We start from the raw sequence: 23,054 nt of genomic DNA, 5'->3' as shown, positions 1-23,054 counted from the left end.
ATTGATTTGACGACATGAAAGGCACTCCGATGTCCGACTTGCTGCGCGCCCCCGCCGAGATCAAGTATGCCGAGGAGCTGGACTGGCTGGAGTCGGTCGACGACGGCCCCAAGCCGTTCGCCTGGCGGCTCTCGCCGAAGATGGTCCGGCTCTTCATCCTCGGCTCCGAGCGCGCCGACGGCCTGGACCGCCAGATCGCGCAGAAGTGGTTCGGCGACCGCAGCTTCGTCGAGCGGGCGATCGTCACGCTCGCCTCGGACCGCGGCCTGCTGCTGATCGGCGACCCAGGCACCGGCAAGAGCTGGCTGGCCGAGCTGCTCTCCGCCGCGATCTCCCGCAACTCCACCCTGGTGGTGCAGGGCACGGCCGGCACCACCGAGGACCACATCAAGTACTCCTGGAACGTGTCGATGGTGATCGCCAAGGGCCAGTCGCGGGAGTCGATGATCCCCTCGCCGATCATGACCGCGATGGAGGCCGGCGCGATCGGCCGCTTCGAGGAGCTGACCCGCTCCACCAGCGACGTGCAGGACGCGCTGATCTCGATCCTCTCCGAGAAGTACATCTCCGTACCGGAGTTGGACAGCGACGGCGGCGAGAACATCGTCTTCGCCAAGCCCGGCTTCTCCATCATCGCCACCGCGAACAGCCGCGACCGCGGCGTCAACGACCTCTCCTCCGCGCTCAAGCGGCGGTTCAACTTCGTCCGGATCCCGGTGGTGACCAACAAGCGCAGCGAGGCCGAGATCGTCCGGTTCCGCACCGAGGAGCTGCTGCGCCGCCACCAGATCGACCTGGACGTGCCGCCCACCCTGCTCGACGTCCTGCTGCAGAGCTTCGCCGACCTGCGCGCCTCCGCCGCGGCGGCCGGCAGCGAGGACGAGAAGCTGGAGTCGGCGCTCTCCACCGCCGAGCAGATCGGCGTGCTGGAGGACGCCATCCTGCACAGCGAGTTCTTCGGCGAGAAGGCGCTCACCGCGCGCACCCTGGCCTCCTCGCTGGTCGGCTCGCTGGCCCGGCGCGAGCCGGAGGACCTGGCGATCCTCAACAAGTACCTGCACGGCGTGGTCGAGCCGCGCGGCAAGGAGGAGGGCGGCGCCTGGCCGGAGTTCCTGGAGGGCGGTCGGGACGCGATCGCCACCCTGTCCTGAGCAGCCGCAGCCCCGCGCCCGAGGAGGCCCCACCCATGAGCACCGAGCCGACCTTCGACCCGCTGCGCGCCCAACTCCAGGAGGCGGCAGCCGCGTTCGCCGACGGGCCGGACGCCCTGCAGTCCATCCTGCTCGGCCTGGTGGACGACGTGGACCGGGCGGTGCGCGAGCCGTTGGAGATCTTCCCGGTCTGCCACCACTCGCCCGCCTCCGCCGTCGCGATGGCCCGCCGGCTGCGCGAGAAGCAGCCCAAGGTGGTCTACCTGGAGCTCTGCGAGGACCTCGCCCCGCTCCTCACCGAACTGCGCAACTGCCGACTCCCGGTGGCGGTTCAGGCGTTCGCGGGGGAGACCGACGGGTTCCCCGCCGAATGGGCGCCGCTGTCGGTGGTCGCGCCGATCACCGAGGCCTCCGCCGAGTACCAGGCGATCGCCTACGCGTTGGACACCCCGGGCGTCGAACTCGTCCTGGTGGACCGCTCGGCCGACCATGTCTTCCAGTGGGAGCCGCGAACTGACGGCCCGTCACCCCGAGCTGCGGACGGCGAGGAGGAGGCCGCGCTGCACGGTGACGCGGTCGGCGTGGAGATCGGCGACCTGCGCCCGCGCTTCGCCGAGTTGGAGGAACACCTGCTGCGGCACGGCAAGGTGCGGCACTGGTCCGAGTGGTGGCACCAGTACGTCGAACTGCCGCTCGGCGACAGCGACCACGACACCTACCGGCAGGTGATGCTGCTGATCGGCAGCCTGTTCCGCCGACTGGCCCCGGGTGACCCGGGCCGGGTGCGGGTGGACGAGGAGCGCGAGCGGTACATGTGGACCAGGATGCGCGAGCACCTGGCCGCCACCGGCGCCGACCCGGCCGACTGCCTCTACGTCTGCGGCGCCTTCCACGCCGCCAGCCGGGTCGCGGAGTTCGGGGTCGACGGGACGGCGGACTACCGAATCTCCCCGCGCACCGGGACGGCCTGGCAGTACGGCCTGATCCCGTCCAGCCACGCCGCGGTGGAGGCGCAGTTCGGCCTGGCGGCCGGGTCGGTGTCGATCGCGGGCGCCCAGTGGGCGAAGAACCTGAAGCGCACCAGGGTGGAGCCGTACCAGCTGGCCGGGCAGACCGGGGGGAGCGGGAGGAAGGGGGGACGTAAGGCCAAGGCGACCGCCTCCGCGGCGCCGGCCGCGACGGCTCCGGCGGACAAGCTCTCCGGCTTCCTGCAGCGGCCGCCGGCGATCGACCGGCTGGACGAGGCCGAACTGCTCGGCTGGTCGGTCGACATCGTGCGCGCCGCCCGTCGCAACGGCTACCTGGCCTCCACCGCCGACGCGATCGCCGTCTTCGAGACCTCGATCCTGCTCGCCGGGATGCGCGACCGGGCCAAGCCCACCCCGTACGACTTCCAGGACGCGGCCGTCACCTGCATCGAGAAGGACCGCGTGCCGGGGCGGCGGGACGTGCGCCGGCTGGTCGAGACCATGATGGGCGGGGACCGGACCGGGCAGGTCGGCTACGACGCGCTGCCGCCGCTGGCCCGCGACGTGCACGACCGGCTCGCCCCGCTCGGGCTCAAGCTCGACCAGCGCGGCGTCAAACGCGCCCTGCTGGACATCGTCGGCCAACCCGAACTCCAGCGCTGCTCCGACGTGTTGTGGATGCTGCGCCAGCTCCTGCCGGACGGCGCCGCCCGCCCGATCATGGGCGAGCGCACCCTCGGCGAGACCTCCCTGCAGGAGTCCTGGGACCTGGCGATCGGCACCCACCAGCGGGCGCTGATCGAGCTCGGCTACGAGGGCGTCAGCATCGAGCAGGTGATGGAGCAGCGGCTGCGCCGGACGGCGTACGCGCCGCAGGCCACCACCGCCCAGGCGCTGGCCGCGGTCGAGGACGCCCACCGCTTCCTGCGCAGCCGCCGCCTTGCCGAGGAACTGGGCGCGCGCGCCCTGGAGTTGCTCGCCGGCGAGCGCAGCGTGGACGGCGCGCCCGAGGTGCTGCGCCGGGTGCGCCGACTGCTCGCGCACTACCGCACCAGCGAGCCGGTGCTGCCGGCCTGGATCGAGGCCTTCGCCAAGACCGGCTACGCGCACTACTGCACCCTGCTGCCGACCGCCTTCGCCGACGAGGAGGCGACGGTCCGTCAGGTCGGCGCGACCCTGGGCTTCCTCTTCTCGATGGAGAACCTGGCGCTCTCCCTCGGCAGCGACCGCACGCAACTGGAGCTGGCCGTCGCCCAGTCGCACCCGCAGGACCCGGCGAAGACCGCCCTGCACTGGGCGGCCCGGGTGCAGCTCGGCACGATGAGCCGGGCCGAGCTGCGGGAGCGCTGCGACGCGCTGCTGGCCAACCCGCTGGCGCTGCCCGCCTACCCGCGCTACCTCAGCGGTCTGCTGCACGCCCTGGAGCCGGTGCCTGCGCTCACCGACTTCGTGGTGGAGGCGGTCTCCAACGCCTTCGGCCGGCTGCCCGACCCGGTGCTGCTGCCCTGGCTGCCCACCCTGATCAGCACCCTGCGCTCGGGCGGCGCCGAGCTCGCGCCGCTGCTGATCCGCGAGGCAGGCCGGATCTTCCCCGGCCGGCTGCCCGCCCTGGACAGCTGGGTCCCGCCGTGGCAGCAGCAGCCGGTGACTCCGTTCGCCGGCTCGGCCGCCGGGCAGCAGTCGGCCGCCGGTGGCCTGCCCTTGCTGGCGGCCCACCCGGCCACCACCGATGCGTTGGCGGCGCTCCTCGGGTACCAGGGGGAGTGGCGGCAACCGGGCGCCGCGGTGCCGGGTGGGGTGGCGCCGGGCGGAGTGGCGCTGCTGGCGCGGCACCCGGAGACGGCGCGGGCGCTGGCGGGGCTGCTGAGCTGAGGGCGGGGCGGGTGAGCGCGACGAAGGGGTGGCCGGATCGCGGCCACCCCTTCGTCGAAGCGTCAGGCGTTGCAGGTGACCTGCGCGGTGGACTCGTAGAGGCTCAGGTTGATCCGGAAGGCGATCGGAACCCGGGTCAGCTTGCACTGGGCCGCGGTGTAGCCCGCGGCCTCGCCCCGGACGAAGGCGCTGTTGTAGGCGCCGATGTTGGCGACGACGGGGTTGGAGCTGAAGGAGATGCCGGTGAAGACGGCCTGCCCGGTCACGGCGGGCCGCGCGGCGGCAGCCTGGGCGGGGGCGACGGTCTGGGCGCTGGCCGGCAGGGCGCCGACGGTCAGCAGGAGCGCACCGGCGGCAATGGTGGTTCCGAGTACGCGCTTGAGCACGGTCATAGTGAGGCCCTTCTGGGGATGGCAGCTCCTCGTCCCGAGGAGCGTCGACGTCGAGGATCTGTGGAGCCTCGGTGTGAATTGGATTCTGGTCGTGACGGCGACGTGCGGACAAGGGTCGCATTCCGTTTCTGCTCGTTCTTCTCCCTGCTCGTGCGCGGATTGACGCTGCACCAGGTCGGCGGGGTTGGCGAGGTTGGCGGGCCGATTAATGGCTGGCCGTTCATGATCTTGGACTGGAAGAATCGTGTTCGCACGGTCGATGGTCGGCCGAGCTTGGGGCTCACGCCGGGCGCGTGAGCGAGAAACCGGGGGATCGACATCATGAACAGCGCACGAGTGACCAAGGCCGCGCACCGGGACCGCGCCGGACAGCTGCGTTCGACGGCAGCCAAGTTGGGCCTGGTGGCCCTGCTGGCCGCCGCCGCGGGCGCGGTGGCGACGGGCACCGCCTCGGCCCAGTCCATCGCGAACCCGACGCCGTCGGAGTGGAACAACACGGGCGCGGGCGTCTCGCCGTCCGGGTGGAACAACACGGGTGCGGCCGTCGGGCCGGAGGGCTGGAACAGCACCACCTCGGACGTGGCGCCCGCCGAGTGGAGCTCGACCGGTTCCGCAGTCCAGTCGGCCGAGTGGAACGGCACCGGCGGCTGACGCCTGCAACCCCTCGCGGCCCTATGGCCCGTCCTTACGGCTGTTGGAGCCCCTCGCGCAGAGGGGCTCCAACAGCCGTTTCGCATGAGCGGCCCGGGTTCGGTTGGATCGCACCTTTCAACTGCCGTTCCGGGTGCGGCGGAAGCGTTGACTGGCGAACAAACTGCTATGTACCGTTCTTGGCAAGGTCGTTCATATCAGTTCATGCCTTCAAGGCCCGTGCGGCGGGGCTCTGACCAGGGACCGGAGATTCGGGACCAGCCCGCTCGCAGTTCGCATGTGATTCGTCATCAGCGCACGAGTGGAGCCCCCATGGCACCGGCCGAACCATCGCAGCCGCCGTACCGCCTTCCCCGGATCAAGCGCGAGCACCAGGCGATCCACCGGGAGGACGGGACGATCCAGATCGGTGGTGACATCTACGGCATCGCCTCCGCGATCGACGACCCGGACGGCTCGCTCTGGCGGATCGTCCGGCTGATCGACGGCACCCGGTCGGTCCCGCAGCTGCACGCCGAGTCCGGGCAGCCGGGGGAGACCGTGGCGGCGGTGCTCGAAGCGCTCCACGGCGGCGGGTTCCTGGAGGATGCGGCGGCCCAGGACTCCGCGGTGCTCAGCGCGGCGGAGCGGGAGCGGTATTCGCGAAACCAGGCGTTCTACCGCTGGATCGACCTGACACCGCGGTCTTCGGCGTGGACCGTGCAGGAGCGGATCAAGGCCGCGACGGTCGTGGTGGTCGGTCTCGGCGGGGGCGGCTCCAGCGTGGCCCTGGCCCTGGCCGCGTCGGGCGTGGGCAACCTGCATCTGGTCGACCATGACCGAGTTGAACTCTCGAATCTCACGCGGCAGTTCCTCTACGCCGAGGCCGACATCGGGCGCACCAAGGTGGAAGCGGCCATGGCGCGACTGAGGGCGGTCAACTCGACGATCGACATCACCGGCGAGGAGACGAAGATCGAGTCGGTCGCGGACCTGCGGCGGCTCGCGGCCCGCTGCGACGTGCTCGCGCTGTGCGCCGACCGGCCGCAGCGGATCAGGCACTGGGCCGACGCCGCCTGCCGCGAGGCGGGTGTCCCGTGGGTGACGGGCGGGTACGTCGGGCCGGTGACCGTGGCCCAGAGCTTTGGTCGGGGTGACGGCGCCTGCGTCGAGTGCCTCCACCGGCGCAACGGTGAACTGTCGGGCGACGCACCCGCCGTGGTCGCCGGCGAGGGCGAACCGCCGCTGCTCGGGAACGACGAGGTGGCCGCGAGCACCGCGGTGTCGGCCGGGTTGGGAGGCCTGATGGTCGCCCACGCGGTGCTGGCCCACCTCACCGGGGCACCGGACTTCGGCGCCCACGGCTTCCAGTTCGGCATCAATCTCATGGCGCCCGAGCAGCAGCTGTACCTGGCCGGGGAGCGGCACCCTGACTGCCCGCTGTGCGGCGCCCGGGCCTGACGCGGCGGGGAGTTGGCTGGGGGCTGGCCATGGGCCGGCCGTTCGCCGACACGGCGCGGCGCGGTACGGCACGGCGCAGTGCTACGAGCTTCGGACTCGCCGGCGCGACGGCCACCCGGGCCCGCGCACGGTGCGGCAAACCGGAGGGGAGGGAGGTGACAGGCATGGACAAGGCGACCGGCAAGGTGCTCATCCGCAAGCTGGAGCAGGGCGAGACTGCCCAGAAGACCCAGATCAGCTGGCACATCACGTTCTGAGTCCCTTCAGTAGGCGACAGCGGGTGGAGCACTATCGCTGGCGGAGGTTCGGTCGGTGGCTCCTGCTCTGCCCCGTGACGGCACGGCCGGCTATCGGACTGCTCGCCGAGCGATCCGGTAGCTGGTCGCCAGGCTGGTGGCCGGGCTGGTCGGCAGGCTGTCCCCGAACTCCCTCCGCCAGCGGCCTGGGTGGCCGTGCGACGTGCGACGTGCGGCGTGTGGCATCGGCGGCGCCGCGTCAGATGCTCCTCCTCCCGATCAACCGGAACGAGGCCAGCGCCAGCAGCGCGGCGAGCGCGGTGAAGATCGATGTCTCGGTCCATTGGAAGCCCCAGTAGCGGTCGGCGGGCTGCTCGGTGATGTCCACGTGCACGTTGCCCTGGGCCAGGCAGGCGGGCAGGTCAGCCATCGAGCTGTTGTTCATGCAGTTCTGGAACCAGCTGGTGTGGCCCACCTCGTGGCCGTCCGGTCCGAGGATCGCGCTGGTGCTCACCACCCAGGGGCCGCCGGGCACCCGCAGGCCGGCGATGTCGCCGTAGGTGCCGATCATCGACAGGCCACCGATCAGCGGTGCGGTCAGCGGCACCGAGGCGCGCACCGGGGCCTGGTAGTGCGGGCGCAGCACGGTCGGAACCAGCACCTGGAGCACCGCGAAGGCCACCAGGGTGGCCGCCATCGCCGGCACGGTGCGCCGCAGCAGGAGACCGCAGGCAGTCCCGAGGACGAAGGCGAACGCCGCGTAGCCCAGTGGTGCGAGGTTCCGGGAGGCGAACAGCACCGGTTCGAAACGGTCGCTGAGGATCCCGGTGACCGGCCCGGTGGCCCAGCTCAGCAGCAGGCTGTAGGCGCCGGTGACGGCCACCGCCAGGGCACCCGGCACGGCGAGCTTGACGGCCAGCCAGCGCCGCCGGGTGACGCTCTGGTTCCAGACCAGCCGCTGGGTCCCGGCCTCCAGTTCGCGGGGTACCAGCGGTGCGCCCCAGAACACCCCCAACAGGCCCGGCACGAGCAGCAGCAGGTAGCCGAGCAGGTCCACCGCCGTGCCGTAGCGGTTGGCGAGGGCGCCGAGTGGGCCGGCGCAGGAGGCCCGGTCGGCGCAGTGGGCCAAGGTGTCCCGGTAGTCGTCGTGCACCTGGATCCCCAGCCAAGCCAGGTAGCCGGCGACCAGCAGCAGGGCGGCCAGGCCGATCAGTGCCTGTGCGCGGAACTGACGCCACGTCAGCCAGATCATCGGGTGGCCCCCTTCGAGGTAGTGGTCCGGGCCGTGGCCCCGGTGGCGGTGGTGGTGATGGCGGCGGCTGTCGTGGCCCGCCCGTAGGCGGACCCGGCAGCTGTCCCGTCGTCAGACGCGGCTGCTGTGAGGTAGGCGAGCACCACCTCGGGGAGGTCGGCGGCGACCGGCTGCCAGGGCCCATCGACGAGCAGCGAGGGGTCGGCGCGCACGATCGCCTCGTCAGCGTCGGAGTGGATCACCCGGACCCCGTCCGGCAGTTGGGCGAGCGCTGGGACGGGCAGCAGGATCCGGCGGTGACGGGCCAGCAGTTCGGCCGTGTCCCCGGCGAGCTGGACCTGGCCGTCGGCCAGCACCACCAGGTGGTCGCAGACCTGCTCGACATCGGCTAGCGCGTGGGAGGAGAGCAGCGCGGTGGCGCCCAGCTCTTCGACCGACTCCACCAGGTGCTCCAGGAAGGTGGCCCGGGCCACGGGATCGAGCGCGGCAGCCGGCTCGTCCAGGATCAGCAGCTCGGGCCGCTTCCCGGCGGCCAGCGCGAGGGCCAGCTGAGCCCGCTGGCCGCCGGAGAGGCGGCCGGCCCGCTGCCGCGGATCCAGCCCGGCCCGGTCGACCCGCCGGCGGGCCAGGTCGCCGTCCCAGCGCGGGTTGAGCCGCTCGCCCAGGTGCAGGTGCTCGGCGACCGACAACTCCCGGTAGACCGGGGTGTCCTGGGCGACGAACCCGACCCGGGCCAGGTGGGCCGGGTCGGCGGCGGGCACCGCGCCGAGCACCCGGATGGTGCCGGAGGTGGGCCGGGCCAGCCCGCAGGCGAGGTTCAGCAAGGTGGACTTGCCGGCGCCGTTGGGGCCGACCAGTCCGACGATCCGGCCGGGCGGCAGGCTCAGCTCGCAGTCGGCCAGGGCGGTGTGGCGGCCGTACCGGTGGGTCAGCCGGACGGCTTCCAGGACGGGTGGGGTCATGGTGCTTCCTCGGTCGGTTCCTCGTGGTGGGACGGGTGGACGCGGGCTGTGTCAGCGGCGCGGGCGGGCCCGCGCTCTTCCACGGCGCCAGTACCTGACTCCGGCGAAGACCGCGTAGAGCAGGCCCAGCAGGACCAGCACCTGGAAGGTCAGCCAGGCGTAGAGCAGGGGACTGCGGACGGTCTTCTCGGCCAGCTCCCGGGCCAGCGGCAGTTGTTCGGACATGGCTCAAGCCTGCGGCGAGCGGCACGGTCCGGGCATCGGCCGAAAAGCCGGACGAGGCGTCATACTTTCGGCTGGTCCGGGGCGGTCCGGTGGCGCGTAGCGTATGACGCATGATCAGGCAGTATCGAACGGCCGGTATCCGGCCACACGTGGTCAACGGCGTGCTGGGGCTGCTCTTCGCCGCCGCGCTGGCCGCCGCTGCTCTGCTGTACGCGCAGCAGGGCCGGCCGTGGGTGCTGGACGTGGCCGTCGGCGCGGCGGTCTGCGGAGCGGCGCTGCTTCGCGGTCGGCGTCCGGGGCTCGCGGCGGCCGCGGGGCTGGCGCTGGCCGCGGTCGGCGCGCTCGTCGCTGGGCTGGCCGCGTTGCCGGGCGAGCCGGGTGGTGCGGCGGTGCTCGGTCTGCTGGTGCTCGGCGGCTCCGCGGTCCGGCGGCTGCCGCCCGGGCAGGCGGGGTTGGTCGCGGCGGCCGGGCTGGTCATGATGCTGGCGGGCCTGCTGATCGCGGGTCCGATGAGCACGCCCTTCCGGGTCGGCGGTCAGGCCTGGTTGCTCGCGCTCGGTGCGGGGCTCGCCCTGCGGCTGCGCGACCAGTGGCTGCGGGCCGCCACCGAGGCGGTGCGGCGCGAGGAACGGCTGGCGCTCGCCCGGGAGTTGCACGACGTCGTGGCGCATCACATCACCGGCATCCTGGTCCAGGCCCAAGCCACCCGGCTCGTCGGCCGCCGTAAACCCGAGCTGCTCGACGAGAGCCTCGCGGGCATCGAGAAGGCCAGCGGCCAGGCCCTGACGGCGATGCGTCAGGTGGTCGGCCTGCTCCGGGACACCGAAGACGTGGTCAGTACCGCGCCGCCGGCCGCCGGCCCCGAGCAACTCGTCGAGCTGGTCGCCGGCTTCACCGGTCACGGCCACCCCGAGGTCCGCCTCGCCCTCCCGGAGCCGAGCCGCCCCTGGCCGCCCGAGGTCGCGGGCACCGTCTTCCGGGTGGTCCAGGAGTCGCTGACCAACATCGCCCGCCACGCCCCGCACGCCCGCGAGGCCGTGGTCGCGGTGATCGACACCTTCGACGAGGTGAGCGTCACGGTCACCAACGACGCCTCATCCACCCCGTCCCGTCCGCACCCCGGCGGGTTCGGCCTCGTCGGCATGCGGGAACGGGTCGAGGCCCTGGGCGGTACCTTCGCCGCCGGCCCGCAGACCGGCGAGGGCTGGTCGGTCCGGGCCACGATGCCGGTCGCGGCGGAGGAGGTGCGTCGATGACGACGCAGATCCCGCACCTTCCGCAGACGACGCACGATGTACCGACGGCGGCGATCGAGACGGCCTCGGAGCCGATCCGAGTCCTCCTCGCCGATGACCAGGCGATGGTCCGCGGCGGGCTGCGAATGATCCTGGAGTCCCACGACGACATCACCGTGGTCGCCGAGGCGGCTGACGGGACCACCGCGGTCGAGCTCGCCCGGCGCCTGCGACCGGACGTCTGCCTGGTGGACGTCCGGATGCCGGGCATGGACGGGATCGAGGTGACCCGCGCGCTGGCCGGCCCCGGGGTGGCCGATCCGCTGAAGGTGGTCATCGTCACCACCTTCGACCTCGACGAGTACGTGCACGGGGCGCTGCACGCCGGCGCGGTCGGGTTCGTCCTCAAGGACGCCGGGCCCGCGCTGCTCGCCGAGGCGGTGCGGGCAGCCCGAGTGGGTGATGCACTGATCTCCCCCTCGATCACCCTGCGCCTACTGCGCCAGCTCGCTCCGACCCGCCACCGTGCCCCGAGCCCGCCGGTCCAGCCGCTCACCGACCGTGAACTGGAGGTGGTCCGCGCCATCGCCCGTGGCCGCACCAACCAGGAGTTGGCGGCAAGCCTGTTCATCTCGCTCAGCACGGTGAAGAGCCACCTGGCGACCATCCAGGCCAAGCTCCAGGTCCGCAACCGGGTCGAGATCGCCGCCTGGGCCTGGGAGAGCGGGCAGATGGAGCGGCCGTGACCCCATGGCAGCCCCACCTGGGAGCAGGGCTTGGGATCGTGTTTGTTGAGGGTGCCGGGGGCTGACACCGAGGTCCTCGGCGATCGAGGTGATCGATTTCTTGGGCTTGGGGAGCACCTTGCGAGCGGCCCGGATGTTGCCGAGCGAGCTGACGGTGGGTTGGCCGCGGACCCGGCCACGGGCGCACTGCGCCCGGAGATCGGCAACGTACCTGGTGATCAGGTCCGTTGACATGCGGGGATGGTGCTGTCGCCATCGAGGGCCGTGGCCCGTACCGCCGACCGGAGCTGAGGCGCCGGTGGGGCCGATCCATCGAGAGGCTGGTCCGATTCGGTGAAGGCGCGCAGCAGCGGGAGTAGCCAATGCTGTCGCTGGAAGTCGGACACGTCGTGCAGGGCAGCCTCGGAACGGTTGGTTCATTCGGCGTGGTCCTGAACATTTGTCAAGGGTGTTCGTATGCCAGACAACCTCGCAATGGCCGCTTCAGAATTGAGTAACCGAGCAGCGGCTACGCATGCATGCGGGGACTGGAACGCGGCTCAGTCAGGCTTGGCGACCGTCCGTCGCCGCTGCCCGCACCCGTCGCCGATCTCGTGCTCGCCTACCTGGCGGAACAGCCCCGTCTCGCCCGCGCCAGCAGTCGCAGTACGGCCTGGCTCTTCCCCGACTGACAACCTGGACGACCAAATGAACCAGGGCCTCGACGGCGGCACTGTCGGCTGGCCATGTCAGGCTGCGTCCGACAGATCCGCCGAAACACCAGCCGGGGAGGGGCGCGTGGCCGCCGACTTCTATCACGCCGAGAACGAGAACGGCGCACGTGTCGACGACCCGTCTGAAGCCGCCATACGCACGCTACTCAGTGGTCTCGACAACACGGAGAACACGTTCGTCATCTTTCAAGCAGGCGAGGACGAGTCGTCCTGGTACGCCTCGGTCGCCTCGGAGGACGGCGGCGGCTACGAGATCGTCCTGCGTGATCCGTCGTGTCGGGAACACGCCGTGACCACGGAGACCAGCGTAGAGAAGATCGCGCGAGACCTCGTCCTGTGGATCGCCCGACGTGACTTCCGAGGACGGGCAGGGCGCCGTACCGCGCCGCGGCCGGACGTCGCCGGGCTCGCGCACCTCGCCGGCCTGGCCCCGGCGACTGTTGAGCCGCTGCTTCCGTGGGACCTGGCCCAGGACGTCGCCGGAATCCAGCTCCCTGCCGACTACCGAGCCTTCGTCGATCTCTTCGGCCCCGGCGAGCTTCGCGGGGAACTCGGCATCGTGACCCCACGGCCGCTGCCCGGCCAACCCATCGGCGCCGGTGCCCTCTCCCGCAAGGTCAACGAGCTGATCAACGACATCGGGGCCGCGTTCAAGCAGATGCGGGAGGACTTGCCCGACCTGTGCCCGTACCCCGTCTACCCCGAGCCGGGCGGCCTTCTGTACTGGGCGGGCAACTACAACGGGGACTACTGCTTCTGGCTCACCGAAGGGGCCGACCCGGACCGCTGGCCCGTCGTGGTGTGGCTGCGAGGCGAGTTCCCTGACGGCTGGCACCGCTACGACATGGGTATGGCCAGGTTCCTCCTCCTAGCGTTGTCAGGTGAGGACGCGGCCCTGGACGATCTCGGCCTCGCGACCTCGACCGCACCGGTCTGGGTCCCTTCGCACGACGCAGAAACCGTGCAGCAGTAATCCCACCGCGCGGCTCCGACCAGGCTCGCCTGACTACCGAGCGCGACACCCATCAAACCTCGGGGATGAAGGCGCGCCACCTGAATACGCGAGCTCACCACTCGCTGCCCTGGCCTGGCGGCGGGCCCGGAACGAGGCAAGCCGATTCGCGCGCCCACAAGGCACTGCCTCCGGCGCGGCGGGTTGCCGGGGTTGCCTGGAGTAGTGACACTGTGTCACATCCGCCAGTCCTGCCGCCCGCCCCGGATGCGGAGTGCCCGTGACGCCTCACCGACCTCCTGCTGTGGAGGGTCTGCCGACTGACGGCAGACAATTCGTGCAGATGGCGCGGCACCGCACCCTCTATGACACCGCGCTGGTCTTCTACGGGGTGCTGACCGCGCTGGCGCTGACCCCTCCGCTGACGGACTTCGCAAAGCACGTCGCCCGCGCGCCGCAGGGCTGCGGCTTCGTGGACTGGATGCACCGCCTGCTCACGATCACCGTGCTGGTGCAGGCGGCGGTCTGGTTGCACGACCTGGCGGTCTCGATCGAGCGGACCGACACCCGCCAGGATACGGACCTTTACGGGACGGCAGCGCGGACCTATTGGGGCGGCATTCTGATGGTGGTCATCCTGGCGGTCCTCGGTGCGGCCGTGACGCGCGGGACGACTGCCTTCCTCACTGCCTCGCTCGCCTACCTCGGCTGGAGCCTGGTGTTTCCCGCGTTGGCCGCTCGCCGGCGGAGCGAGCCACTGTGGGGCAGCCCGTGGAAGTTGCGGAGCCCTATGCGAGCGCAGCGGGCCGATTGGCGGAGAGGGAAGGAAGTGGAGCTCCGCGAGGACGTGGCCGCAGTGTTCAGCGTCCGGGAGGCCGCGGTGGATCTGGTCATCCTGGGCATCCTGGTGCTCTTGGCCTCGATTGAGCCCGGGCCTTGCTGGCAGTTCGCGTTGGCCCTGATCTGGCTGCTGGTCGTGGTCCTCTCGATCACCTTCCACTACTGCAAAGAGCCCCAGTTCTACGGTGTCTGATCCGGCTTGTCGCGTCCCGGCGAGCGAAATTGACGGAACGTCAAGTCAACAAGCCAGGCCCGGTTCCCCCTCGTACCTCCCGTCACCGCTTGATGTGCACACGGTGATCGAACCGTGCGGCCGGAGCGCCCCGTTACTCCGGTAACCGTCAAGGGAGAGAGACACGATGAACAGCAGAACCACGCCGCGACTCGGGCGATCCCTGGCCGCTGGGCTGCTTGCGGGCGCCACCGTGCTCGCGTTCGCACCGGGGGCCGGAGCCGCCGCACCGTCAGGTCAGGGACCCGCCGGTGCGGGCCGTACCGACAGTGCCGGTCTCCAGCAGGCGCTGGATGCCATCACCAGTCAGGCGGGCGCACTGAGCGCCATCGCCGAGGTGCGCGAGAACGGCAAGGTCACGTGGCGCGGCAGTACCGGTGTGGGGGACCTCGCGACCAAGGCGCCGGCGCCGGTCGACGGGCGGTTCCGGGCCGGCAGCGTGACCAAGACCTTCGTGGCCACCGTGGCCCTCCAGCTCTCCGCGGAGGGCAGGATCGGCCTGGACGACCCGATCGAGCACTACCTGCCCGGGGCCGTCCCGAATGGCGGGGCGATCACCGTGCGCGAGGTGCTGAACCACACGGCCGGCATCTTCGACTACCTGGAGGACCCGCAGTTCGCCGGGGACACCGAGGCCGAGCAGGAGCAGTTCGTCGCCACCGACCGGTGGAAGACCTACACCCCGCAGCAGTTGGTCGCCATCGCCACCAGCCACCCGCCCTACTTCGCGCCGGGACAGGGCTGGCACTACTCCAACACCGACTACCAGCTGATCGCCGAGGTGATCGACAAGGTCACCGGCCACTCCTGGCGCACCGAGGTGCGTGACCGGATCCTGCGCCCGCTCGGCCTGCGCCACACCTCGCTGCCGGGCACCGCGACCACGATCCCCGGCCCGCACGCCCACGCCTACCTGCCGCTGACGGCGGGCCCGGCCGACGTCACCGACCTCAACGCCTCGCAGGCCGGTCCCGCGGGCGAGCTCATCTCCACCACCGACGACCTGGCCAGGTTCAACGCGGCCCTGCTCGGCGGTCGGCTGCTCGCGCCCGCCCAGCTCGCCGAGATGACGACCACGGTCGCCGCCGACGTCGACCCGCCCACCCGGTACGGCCTGGGCCTGATGCGCATCTCGCTGCCGTGCGGCGACTTCTGGGGCCACCCGGGCGGCATCTACAACTACACGACCTACGTCTTCGGTGACCGCAGCGGCACCCGCCAGGTCGCCATTTCGGTCACTCCGTACGATCCGGCCAAGTCCGCCGAGCTCAACCCGACGGTCTTCGGCCTGATGGGTCGCGCCCTGTGCCCCACCGGCGCCGGCTCCTGAGGCCGGTCGGCTGCTGAGACGGCCTGGGGCCGGGGCGCCGCCCGGGGCGGCCCCGGCCCTGAGGCTACGCCCCGCCTCCCGTGCGTTCGCGCTCTCGGAAGGCGGCCTTCTTCGCCTGGTTGCCGCAGGAGGACATGGAGCACCAGCGGCGGCTGCCCGGGCGGGAGTTGTCGAGGAAGAGGCAGGCGCACTCGTCGCCCCGGCATTCGCGCAGGCGGTGCGCCAGGGGGGAGGCTGCCAGTTCCAGGGCGTCCCGGGCGATCAGGGTGAGCGTGGCGGCGACCGGGTCGGCCGCCTGCCAGGAGAGCAGGCCCGCGGCGTCCAGCACCGGCACGGGCGCCGCTCCCTCGGCGGCCGCCAGGTTGACCGCCTCCCGGACGTCGGCCGGACACCCCGTCACCCCCTGCGCCGAGCAGGCGGCGTGCAGCAGCACCGTCACCGCCTCGCGCAGCTCGTGGGCCCGGGCCAGTGTCCGGGGTGAGGGGGGCTCGGTGGTCGGCGTCCGGCACGGTCCCAACTGGTGTACCCAGGCGGCGAGTGCCGCAGGTGTGGGCAGTTCCTCCTCGGCTGCGGGGGTGCCGCGGCGGCGCAGTGTGCGGATGAAGTCGAGCGAGAGCCGCCCCGCGCCCTCGCGGAACACCTGGGTGATGCCGGTCATGCCAGCACCGTACCAAGCACCCGTACCCCGGGAACCGGTTTGACTGGTACCGTCGGGAACCGGTTAAACAGGTTCCGTGAATACGAAGAGCTGAACGCGAGGTCCCGACATGTCGTCAACCCGGCTCCACGCCACGACGCCGGACGCCGACTCAGGTGCTGCCGCCCCCGGCCTGAGCCGTCCACTGATCCTCTTACTCGCCCTCACCTGCGGCGTCGCCGTCTCCACGATCTACTTCCCGCAGGCCGTCAGCCCGCTGATCGCCCACGACCTCGGCCTCACCCCGGGGGCCGCCACCCTGGTTGTCACGGCCGCCCAACTCGGTTACGCGGCCGGCGTCTTCCTCTTCGTGCCGCTCGGTGACCGGCTCCCGCCCCGCCCGCTGATCACCACGCTGCTCGCGATCAGCTGCGTCGGTCTGCTGGCCGCAGGCCTCGCGCCTTCGGTCGCTCCGCTCCTCGCGGCCAGCGCCATGGTCGGCCTGACCACCGTCAGCCCGCAGATCATCATTCCGCTCGCCGCGGGCCGCACCGCCCCCGAGCGGCGCGGCGCCGTCACCGGCACCCTGCTCAGCGGACTGCTCGGCGGCATCCTGCTCGCCCGCACGTTCAGCGGCGTGCTCGGCCAGTGGTTCGGCTGGCGCGCGCCCTACCTGGTCGCCGCCGCCCTGATCGCCGTCCTCGCCGCGGTGCTGTTCCGGGTCCTGCCCGGGGTCACCAGCGCTCCGGCGCTGGTCCCGGCTCCGGCTCCCCGCTACCTCGCGATGCTCGGCCAGAGCGTCCAGTTGCTGCGCGCCGAGCCGCTGCTGCGCCGCTCCTGCCTCTACCAGATCGGCCTGTTCGGCGGGTTCAGCGCCGCCTGGACCAGCCTCGCGCTGCTGGTCACCGGCCCGGTCTACCACCTCGGGCCGTCCGCCGTCGGCGTGCTCGCGCTGGTCGGCGCCGGCAGCATGTTCGCCAGCCCGGTGGTCGGCCGCCTGGCCGACCGGAGCGGCCCGGACCGGGTCAACCGCCTCTGCTCGGTCGGCGCGATCCTTGCGGCCCTCGTGCTCTGCGGCGGCCGATCCGGTGGCGCCTGGGGCCTGATCGCGCTGGGAGCGGGCCTGCTGCTGCTCGACGTCGCGGTGCAGAGCAACCAGGTCGCCAACCAGGCCCGGATCTTCGGCCTGCGTCCGGAGATCCGCAGCCGCCTCAACAGCGCCTACATGACCTGCGCCTTCCTCGGCGGCAGCGCCGGCTCCTGGGTGGGCGCGCGGGCCTCCGGCGCGTTCGGCTGGCTCGGCGTCTGTGCACTGGTCGCCGCGCTCGCCGCCGTGGTGCTGGTCCGTCAGCTGACCACCCGTCCGGTGAGCACCCGTCCGGCGCCGGCGGTGGGGTGACCGGCGGCTGCGGTGGGGGCCGCTCACCGGGACGGCATGCCTCCGTGCGGACTGTTGACCACCAACGGCAGGGATCCTTCGGCGAGGTAGAAGTGCCCGGGGAAGTAGTCGATGTGGAGGTGACCGCCGTTCTCCGCGGCGGCCATGGCCCGCAGGTTGCGCGCGAGCACCGCCCTGCCGGCCGGGTCACCGCTGATCACGAGGACGTGCCGCTCGGAGTCGAGGTGCAGGAGGACTCCGGGGCCGGAGGTGTCCCTGACTTCGACTCCTGCCAGGACGTTGCCGCCCGGCGGCAGCGTGGAGCTGAGCAGCCCGTCGCCGCTGGCCACCGCGCTTGCCAGGCGGCTCAGTTCTTCCGCCGACGCGCTGAGATCCACTTCACCGCAGGTGGGGTCGGAAACGAGTTCCACGGACGTGACTCCTTCGAAGGTGGAGTCCCATGATGCCTGCCAGGATCCTCGGTCACCGACGCTGCCCCCAGGGCGAACGGAGCTGCCGCCAGGACGAACGGAGCTGCCGCCGGACCGTCAGGACCCGCCCGGTCCGGGCCAGTCGCCTTCGAGGATGCTGTACACGTCCGAGTCCCGCCAGCCGTCCCGGGTCAGCAGGGTGTGCCGGTGCCGTCCCTCGTGCGTCATGCCGATTCGCCGCAGCACCCCGGCCGAGGCGTGGTTGCGCGGGTCGCAGGTCGCGTGGATCCGATGGAGCGCCAGTTCCTGGAAGCCGCGGGCGAGCAGTGCCCGGCCGATCGCGGTGCCCAGGCCGTGGCCCCAGAGCCGCGGGTGCAGGATGTAGCTGATCTCGCCCTGGTGGTGGCCGTGACTGCGGACGTGCAGCTCACCCATGCCGACGACCTCGCCCGCCAGGCAGACCGCGTACGGGTACCGGCTGCGCGGCGAGCGCGACCGCGCGTCGACGGCGGCCTGCACGAAGGCGCGGGTCTGCTCGGGGGTGTTCGGTCCCCAGGGTTGGTAGCGGCAGGCCTGCTCCAGGCTCGCCCAGGCGTGCACCGCCGGCCAGTCGTCCAGGGTGATCTCGCGCAGCCGCAATGGAGGAAGCGTCACCCTGACAGGGTGTCAGGTCGACGGCCGGCCTGACATCCTCTCCATGTCGGGCCGGCGCAGCTGGGCCAGTGCGGGGCCGGTCAGCTCCCGCAGGACGTGGCCGTCGGTGACCGTGGCACAGCCGCTGAGCTCGGCCAGCAGCACCACGCCGCCCGGGGCGGTCCCGGTGAAACCGAGGAGCGCCGAGGATCCGTCATCGGCGGGGCAGTTCACGGTTCCGGTGAGCGGGAGGGGAAGGGCGTCGAGCTGCTGGGCGAGGGTCCGGATCGCGGCCGCGTCCCGTACGACGGTTGCGGTCGGCGGGGAGGCCGTCGCCCCCGCCGGGGCGTTGATGCCGGGGTAGCGGCAGATCACCAACTCCCCGGACAGGCCCGGCGGAACCAGCGGCGCCTTCCCGGGGTGCGGACTGCCGATCGAGGCCGGCGCCGGTTCCGGGCACCGGCCGGCCAGCAGCGCGTTCAGCACGGGCGGCGCCGAAGCAGGCGAGGGGGAGGGGGACGGGGACGCCGTCGAACCGGAGCCGCCGCACGAGGACAGCGCCGCGACCAGGAGGACGACGGGTAGCACGCGGTGTCCGTTGCGCATCTGCTCTCCTGAGTCGGCGAAGCGGGGCGGGGAACTGACAGGGCGTCGAACGGTCCTGTCATACCGCCATCTCGTCGGCACCACCAGCGCGCCGCCCCCGCGGGTGACCCGCAGCCCCTTCCCGGCGCCCCGCCGGGCGCGTTCACCGCATCCCGGCCCGCCCGGCGGCATGCTGGCGGGTATGACGCCGACACCGACGCCACCCGGACCCGGCCCCGGCCCCGGCCCCGGCCCCAGACCTGGACCCGGACCCGGACCCGAAACCGGCCCCGGACCGGGACCCGAGCTCGACGCCGCCCGAGACGCTGCCCGGGACCCCGCCCGGGACGCCGACCGCGACCCCGGCGGCGAGCTGCGCCGGACCGTGGCCGGGCTGCGGCGGGCCAACCGGGAGTACCGGCGGGAGGAGGCGGCGCCGAGCGGGGTCACCCTCCCCACCCCGGACGTGCGGCTCACGGGGCCCGAGGGCGAGCCGGACCTGGGGGAGCTGCTCGGGGCGCTGCCGCTGCCGGCCGCGCTCGCCGACCCGCTGGTCGGGCCGGACGGGACGGTGCGGGACTTCGTCGCGGTGGCGGTCAACCCGGCGGGGCTGCGCTACCTGCACCAGCGCTCGGCCCTGCGGCGCGACCGCACGCCGGGGCGCCGGCTGCCGGCCGGCGACGTCTTCCCGGGCCTGGTCACCGCCGAGCTGCTGACCGACCTCACCCGGGTGCTGCGCACCGGTGAGCCGACTCCGGGGATCGAGGTGCGCTGGCAGGTGCGGCGGGCCGGCGGGCGGGTGGAGCGGCACACCGACCTGCTCACGGTGCACCGGCTGGGCAGCCGACTGCTGATGGTCTGGGGCACCAGCGACCTGGCCCGGATGGCACGCGCGGCCCAGCGGATCGCCCGGGTCGGCTGGGGCGAGTGGAGCCTGCTCGACGGGGTGACGCAGAGCTCCGGCGGGCTGCGGGACCTGCTCGGCCTGGCGGCGGGCGATCCGTCACCGACCGCCGCGGACCTGCTCGACCGGGTGCTGCCGGTGCATCAGCCGAGGCTCTTCGACGCCCTGCGCCTGCTGCTGGAGACCCGTGACCCGGTGGACGTGGAGTTGCTGCTCCGGGTGCACCGGGGTGTGCACCGGATCCGGCTGGTCGCCGAGGCGGTGGGCGAGGACCAGGGGCCGGTCCGGGGGGTGCGCGGGGTGCTGCAGAACATCACCGAGCTGTCGGAGAGCCGGCGCCGGGTCCGCCATCAGCAGGAGGAGATCGAGCGCCAGTCCCGGCGCGCCGATGCCGAGGAGGCGGTGGTGCGGCGGTTGCAGGACGCGCTGCAACCCCGGATCTCCGCCCGGATGGACGAGGCGGGGCTGCGCACGGCGGTGGCGTACCGGCCGACCGAGGGGCTGGTGGGCGGGGACTGGTACAAGGTGCGGGCGCTGCCGGGCGGCCCGGCGTTGATCGCGGTCGGGGACGCCCGCGGGCACGGGCTGGACGCGGTCGCGCTGATGTCCACGCTGCGGCACGCGCTGGCCGGCATCGCGTACACGGGTGCCTCGGTGGAGGAGATGACGGGCTGGCTCAACGAGATCGCCTGCGACGACGGGCCGGAGTCGACGGCCACCGCCGTGATCGCCCGCTACTTCCCGCCCAGTCGGCTGCTCCGCTGGGTCTGTGCGGGCCACCTGCCGCCGGTGCTGCTCGGCGACGGGCCGCCGCGGCTGCTCGCCCCGGCGATCGGCCTGCCGCTCGGCGTGCTGCCGGGCACCGGTTACGAGGCGGTGGAGACGGTGCTCCAGCCGGGGCAGACGGTGCTGCTCTACACCGACGGGCTGGTCGAGCGACGCGACCGGGACATCGACGACCGGCTGGCCACGCTGCTCGCCGTGCTGGGCGAGCATCCGCCGGGGCTCCCACCGCAGTCGCTGGTGGACCAGGTGGTGGACGCGATGTCGGGGCCGTTCTCCGAGGACGACGCCACCCTGCTGGCGCTGCGGCTGGCCGGGTGAGCGGCGGTGCGCCCAAGCGGGGCGCGCCGAAGCGCGGGTCGCCGTCGCCGGTCGCGACGGCGGCGGTGACCCGCGCGTCCGGGGTGCCTGTCGTCCACTTGAAGCGCCGCGCGCCGAAGCGCCTTCCCCCGAGCACCAACTGACTGGTCGTCAGCTCAGTCGGGAGTCGGGCGGGCGGTCAACGGCACGGGGATGGCCCAGCAGCGCAGGAGCTGGGGGCGGTGGGGGCGTGCGGGCGTGGCCGGGCGCATGGGCCCGGCTCTGTCGAGCATGGGTGGTCCTCCGCGGTCGTGGGGGGCGGGGGCGGTGCGACGGCTCGGAGTCCGGTGGGGGTGAACGCCGAGCCGCATGGGGAGTGACCCAAGACTGGACCGCGCCGCACGGTCACGTCAAGGACCGGCCGATCGTCGACAGCGTCAGTCAAGTACCGTACTGTTCGCTGATGATGACGATCCGTCAGCCGGAAGCCTGCACCGACATCGGGTGGTGGAACACGTTCAGCGGGTCCCAGGCCGCCTTGATCCGCTGCAGGCGCGGGTAGTTGCCCTTGTAGTAGAGCGTGGGCCACCCCACGCCCGAGGTGTTCCAGGCGGGGTCGGCGAGGTCCACGTCCACGTAGTTGATGTACGAGCCGTCGCTCACCGCGCCCGGCACCGGCACGCCCCCGGTCCGGCCGTACACGTCGCGGTAACAGCCGCGCACCCAGGCCAGGTTGGCGGCGTCCTCGGACTCGTCGGCCCAGATCGAGTGGAAGACCGCCTTCATCACCGAGTCCCGCTGGGCCACCGCGGTCGCCGCGGGCGCCACGGTGTTCACCTGGCCGCCGTAGCCGACCAGCAGCATGCCGCAGGCGGCGTTGCCGTTCTCGCCGGTCATCCATCGGTGGATGGTGGTGAGTTGGTCATCGGGGTAGCCCTGGCGCAGGTAACCGGCCTTCTCCTTGTAGCGGCGGGTCAGCAGGTTGCCCGGAGTCCCGATGCCCGGCCAGGTCGCGGGGTACATCCAGGGCATGGTGACGGTGCCGACGGCGGGTGAGGTGCCCGAGCCGGCCGTCACGGCGTCCACCAGATCCTGCATCAGGCTTGCCACGCCCGGGAGTTCGGCGTCGGCCTGGACCGTCATGGTGAAGCTGCCCGCCGTTCGGTGGGCCGGGGTGAAGACGGCGTAGAGGCCGGTCCCGGGCGCGCCGGGCGCGCTGTTGCGCTCGTGCCAGCGGCCGAAGTTGCGCAGCAGCGTGGTGAAGGCGCCCTCGGTCATGCTGCTGTCCCAGGCCCACGTGGCCTCGCCGGCCAGCATGTGCGCGGGCGCGGGCGGCAGCAGACCGGCCGGGTCGTCGCCAGTGGCGTCCGGCGAGCGCAGCCAGTAGCCGGTCACCACACCGAAGTTGCCGCCACCGCCGCCGGTGTGCGCCCACCACAGGTCGCGGTTCGGGTCGTCCGGCTCGCGGGTGGCCGTCACGGCGCGCACTGCACCGTGGCGGTCGACCACCACCACCACCTCGACGGCGTACAGGTGGTCCACCACCGACCCGTAACGCCGCGAGAGCGGTCCGTAGCCGCCGCCGCACAGGTGGCCGCCGGCGCCCACCTCCGAGCAGCCGCCGGCCGGGATGGTCACGCCCCAGTCGGTGTAGAGCCGCCGGTAGACCTGGCCCAGGGTGGCGCCCGGGCGGACCAGGAAGGCCCGCTTCGCCGGGTCGTACTCGACGGCGTTCATCGGCGAGAGGTCGAGCAGCACCCGCACCGCCGGGTCGGCCCAGAAGCCCTCGAAGCAGTGCCCGCCGCTGCGCACCGAGACCTGCCGGCGGCAGCGCACCGCGTCGGCCACCGCCGCGACCACCTGCGCGGTGTCGGCGGCCACCCGGATCTCGTCCGGACTGCCGACGAAGCGGAAGTTGTTGCCGCGCAACAGGCTGTCGTACCGCCGGTCGCCCGGCCGGACCAGCACGGCGGGGGCGGCGGGCGAGTGGTCGTCCTCGGCGGCGGCCGGGACGGCGGTGCCGGCCGCGAGACCCGCGGCCAGCGCACCGGTGGAGGCGAGCAGGGCGCGGCGGTTCAGACCGTGGCGAGACGTCATGCCGCCAGCATGCCGGATCGGGCGGCGCCGGATCGGCAGGACATGACGCATCGTCACCCGCGATCAGCCGGATACGATCAACTGGATTTCCGAGACGAGATGGCGGTGG

General features: G+C 72.5%; 20 protein-coding genes. 11 read left to right on the top strand and 9 right to left on the bottom strand.

Features of this window, described 5'->3' with window-relative positions:
• The first annotated feature begins 29 nt into the window (after nt 1-29).
• Both FHX73_RS32670 and FHX73_RS32665 read left to right on the top strand, forming a co-directional pair.
• A complete protein-coding gene (locus FHX73_RS32670; protein ID WP_145909559.1) occupies nt 30-1,151 on the top strand; it encodes an ATP-binding protein in 1,122 nt (373 codons plus the stop codon).
• A 35-nt stretch (nt 1,152-1,186) separates the two neighbouring features.
• Complete coding sequence (locus tag FHX73_RS32665) at nt 1,187-3,991, top strand: DUF5682 family protein (RefSeq protein ID WP_145909558.1); 2,805 nt, start codon at nt 1,187-1,189, stop codon at nt 3,989-3,991.
• Nucleotides 3,992-4,053: 62 nt separating this feature from the next.
• Here FHX73_RS32665 and FHX73_RS32660 read toward each other — a convergent pair whose 3' ends face one another.
• Nucleotides 4,054-4,383 carry a hypothetical protein gene (locus FHX73_RS32660; RefSeq protein ID WP_145909557.1) on the bottom strand — a complete coding sequence of 110 codons (330 nt, stop codon included), beginning with the start codon at nt 4,381-4,383 and terminating at the stop codon, nt 4,054-4,056.
• Nucleotides 4,384-4,704: 321 nt separating this feature from the next.
• Here FHX73_RS32660 and FHX73_RS32655 point away from each other — a divergent pair, with 321 nt between their 5' ends.
• Both FHX73_RS32655 and FHX73_RS32650 read left to right on the top strand, forming a co-directional pair.
• A complete protein-coding gene (locus FHX73_RS32655; protein ID WP_145909556.1) occupies nt 4,705-5,034 on the top strand; it encodes a hypothetical protein in 330 nt (109 codons plus the stop codon).
• Nucleotides 5,035-5,346: 312 nt separating this feature from the next.
• Nucleotides 5,347-6,474, top strand: coding sequence for a HesA/MoeB/ThiF family protein (locus tag FHX73_RS32650; RefSeq protein WP_170305180.1), 1,128 nt, complete (start codon nt 5,347-5,349; stop codon nt 6,472-6,474).
• Nucleotides 6,475-6,969: 495 nt separating this feature from the next.
• On the opposite strand, the gene FHX73_RS32645 is transcribed toward FHX73_RS32650, so the two are convergent.
• From FHX73_RS32645 to FHX73_RS45100, 3 genes are read right to left on the bottom strand one after another with little or no spacing between them, the layout of a single operon-like run.
• Nucleotides 6,970-7,962 carry an ABC transporter permease subunit gene (locus tag FHX73_RS32645; RefSeq protein WP_145909554.1) on the bottom strand — a complete coding sequence of 331 codons (993 nt, stop codon included), beginning with the start codon at nt 7,960-7,962 and terminating at the stop codon, nt 6,970-6,972.
• On the bottom strand, nt 7,959-8,924 hold the full coding sequence (locus tag FHX73_RS32640) for an ABC transporter ATP-binding protein (protein ID WP_145909553.1): 966 nt from the start codon (nt 8,922-8,924) through the stop codon (nt 7,959-7,961). The genes FHX73_RS32645 and FHX73_RS32640 overlap by 4 nt, the downstream gene beginning before the upstream one ends.
• Before the next feature lie 51 nt (nt 8,925-8,975).
• A complete protein-coding gene (locus FHX73_RS45100) occupies nt 8,976-9,149 on the bottom strand; it encodes a hypothetical protein (protein ID WP_170305179.1) in 174 nt (57 codons plus the stop codon).
• 110 nt (nt 9,150-9,259) lie between these two features.
• Here FHX73_RS45100 and FHX73_RS32635 point away from each other — a divergent pair, with 110 nt between their 5' ends.
• The 5 genes from FHX73_RS32635 (at nt 9,260) to FHX73_RS32615 (ending at nt 15,197) form a co-directional block, all read left to right on the top strand.
• Nucleotides 9,260-10,405: a sensor histidine kinase gene (locus tag FHX73_RS32635; RefSeq protein ID WP_145909552.1), complete on the top strand. Its 1,146-nt coding sequence runs from the start codon at nt 9,260-9,262 to the stop codon at nt 10,403-10,405.
• Nucleotides 10,402-11,130, top strand: coding sequence for a response regulator (locus tag FHX73_RS32630; RefSeq protein WP_145909551.1), 729 nt, complete (start codon nt 10,402-10,404; stop codon nt 11,128-11,130). Before FHX73_RS32635 ends, FHX73_RS32630 begins: the two co-directional genes overlap by 4 nt.
• Before the next feature lie 777 nt (nt 11,131-11,907).
• A complete protein-coding gene (locus FHX73_RS47565; RefSeq protein ID WP_342795340.1) occupies nt 11,908-12,816 on the top strand; it encodes an SMI1/KNR4 family protein in 909 nt (302 codons plus the stop codon).
• Between the two features lie 322 nt (nt 12,817-13,138).
• Complete coding sequence (locus FHX73_RS32620) at nt 13,139-13,828, top strand: hypothetical protein (RefSeq protein WP_145909550.1); 690 nt, start codon at nt 13,139-13,141, stop codon at nt 13,826-13,828.
• Between the two features lie 166 nt (nt 13,829-13,994).
• A complete protein-coding gene (locus FHX73_RS32615; protein ID WP_145909549.1) occupies nt 13,995-15,197 on the top strand; it encodes a serine hydrolase domain-containing protein in 1,203 nt (400 codons plus the stop codon).
• A 64-nt stretch (nt 15,198-15,261) separates the two neighbouring features.
• Here FHX73_RS32615 and FHX73_RS32610 read toward each other — a convergent pair whose 3' ends face one another.
• Nucleotides 15,262-15,855: a CGNR zinc finger domain-containing protein gene (locus FHX73_RS32610; protein ID WP_145909548.1), complete on the bottom strand. Its 594-nt coding sequence runs from the start codon at nt 15,853-15,855 to the stop codon at nt 15,262-15,264.
• 109 nt (nt 15,856-15,964) lie between these two features.
• Here FHX73_RS32610 and FHX73_RS32605 point away from each other — a divergent pair, with 109 nt between their 5' ends.
• Nucleotides 15,965-17,233, top strand: a complete 1,269-nt coding sequence (locus FHX73_RS32605; protein WP_145909547.1) for an MFS transporter — start codon at nt 15,965-15,967, stop codon at nt 17,231-17,233.
• Between the two features lie 23 nt (nt 17,234-17,256).
• On the opposite strand, the gene FHX73_RS32600 is transcribed toward FHX73_RS32605, so the two are convergent.
• The 3 genes from FHX73_RS32600 to FHX73_RS45095 all read right to left on the bottom strand — a co-directional run bounded on the left by FHX73_RS32600 (nt 17,257) and on the right by FHX73_RS45095 (nt 18,882).
• Nucleotides 17,257-17,643 carry an Imm32 family immunity protein gene (locus FHX73_RS32600; protein WP_145909546.1) on the bottom strand — a complete coding sequence of 129 codons (387 nt, stop codon included), beginning with the start codon at nt 17,641-17,643 and terminating at the stop codon, nt 17,257-17,259.
• A gap of 117 nt (nt 17,644-17,760) precedes the next feature.
• Nucleotides 17,761-18,297 carry a GNAT family N-acetyltransferase gene (locus FHX73_RS32595; protein WP_145909545.1) on the bottom strand — a complete coding sequence of 179 codons (537 nt, stop codon included), beginning with the start codon at nt 18,295-18,297 and terminating at the stop codon, nt 17,761-17,763.
• Nucleotides 18,298-18,309: 12 nt separating this feature from the next.
• Nucleotides 18,310-18,882, bottom strand: a complete 573-nt coding sequence (locus FHX73_RS45095; protein WP_170305152.1) for a hypothetical protein — start codon at nt 18,880-18,882, stop codon at nt 18,310-18,312.
• A gap of 364 nt (nt 18,883-19,246) precedes the next feature.
• On the opposite strand from FHX73_RS45095, the gene FHX73_RS32585 reads away from it, so the two are divergent.
• A complete protein-coding gene (locus FHX73_RS32585; RefSeq protein WP_145909544.1) occupies nt 19,247-20,869 on the top strand; it encodes a PP2C family protein-serine/threonine phosphatase in 1,623 nt (540 codons plus the stop codon).
• 456 nt (nt 20,870-21,325) lie between these two features.
• On the opposite strand, the gene FHX73_RS32580 is transcribed toward FHX73_RS32585, so the two are convergent.
• Nucleotides 21,326-22,945, bottom strand: coding sequence for an FAD-binding protein (locus tag FHX73_RS32580; protein ID WP_145909543.1), 1,620 nt, complete (start codon nt 22,943-22,945; stop codon nt 21,326-21,328).
• Nucleotides 22,946-23,054 lie beyond the last annotated feature (109 nt).

Source organism: Kitasatospora viridis (genome assembly GCF_007829815.1).
Lineage (GTDB): Bacteria > Actinomycetota > Actinomycetes > Streptomycetales > Streptomycetaceae > Kitasatospora > Kitasatospora viridis.
This window is presented reverse-complemented; position numbering and strand designations above follow the sequence as displayed.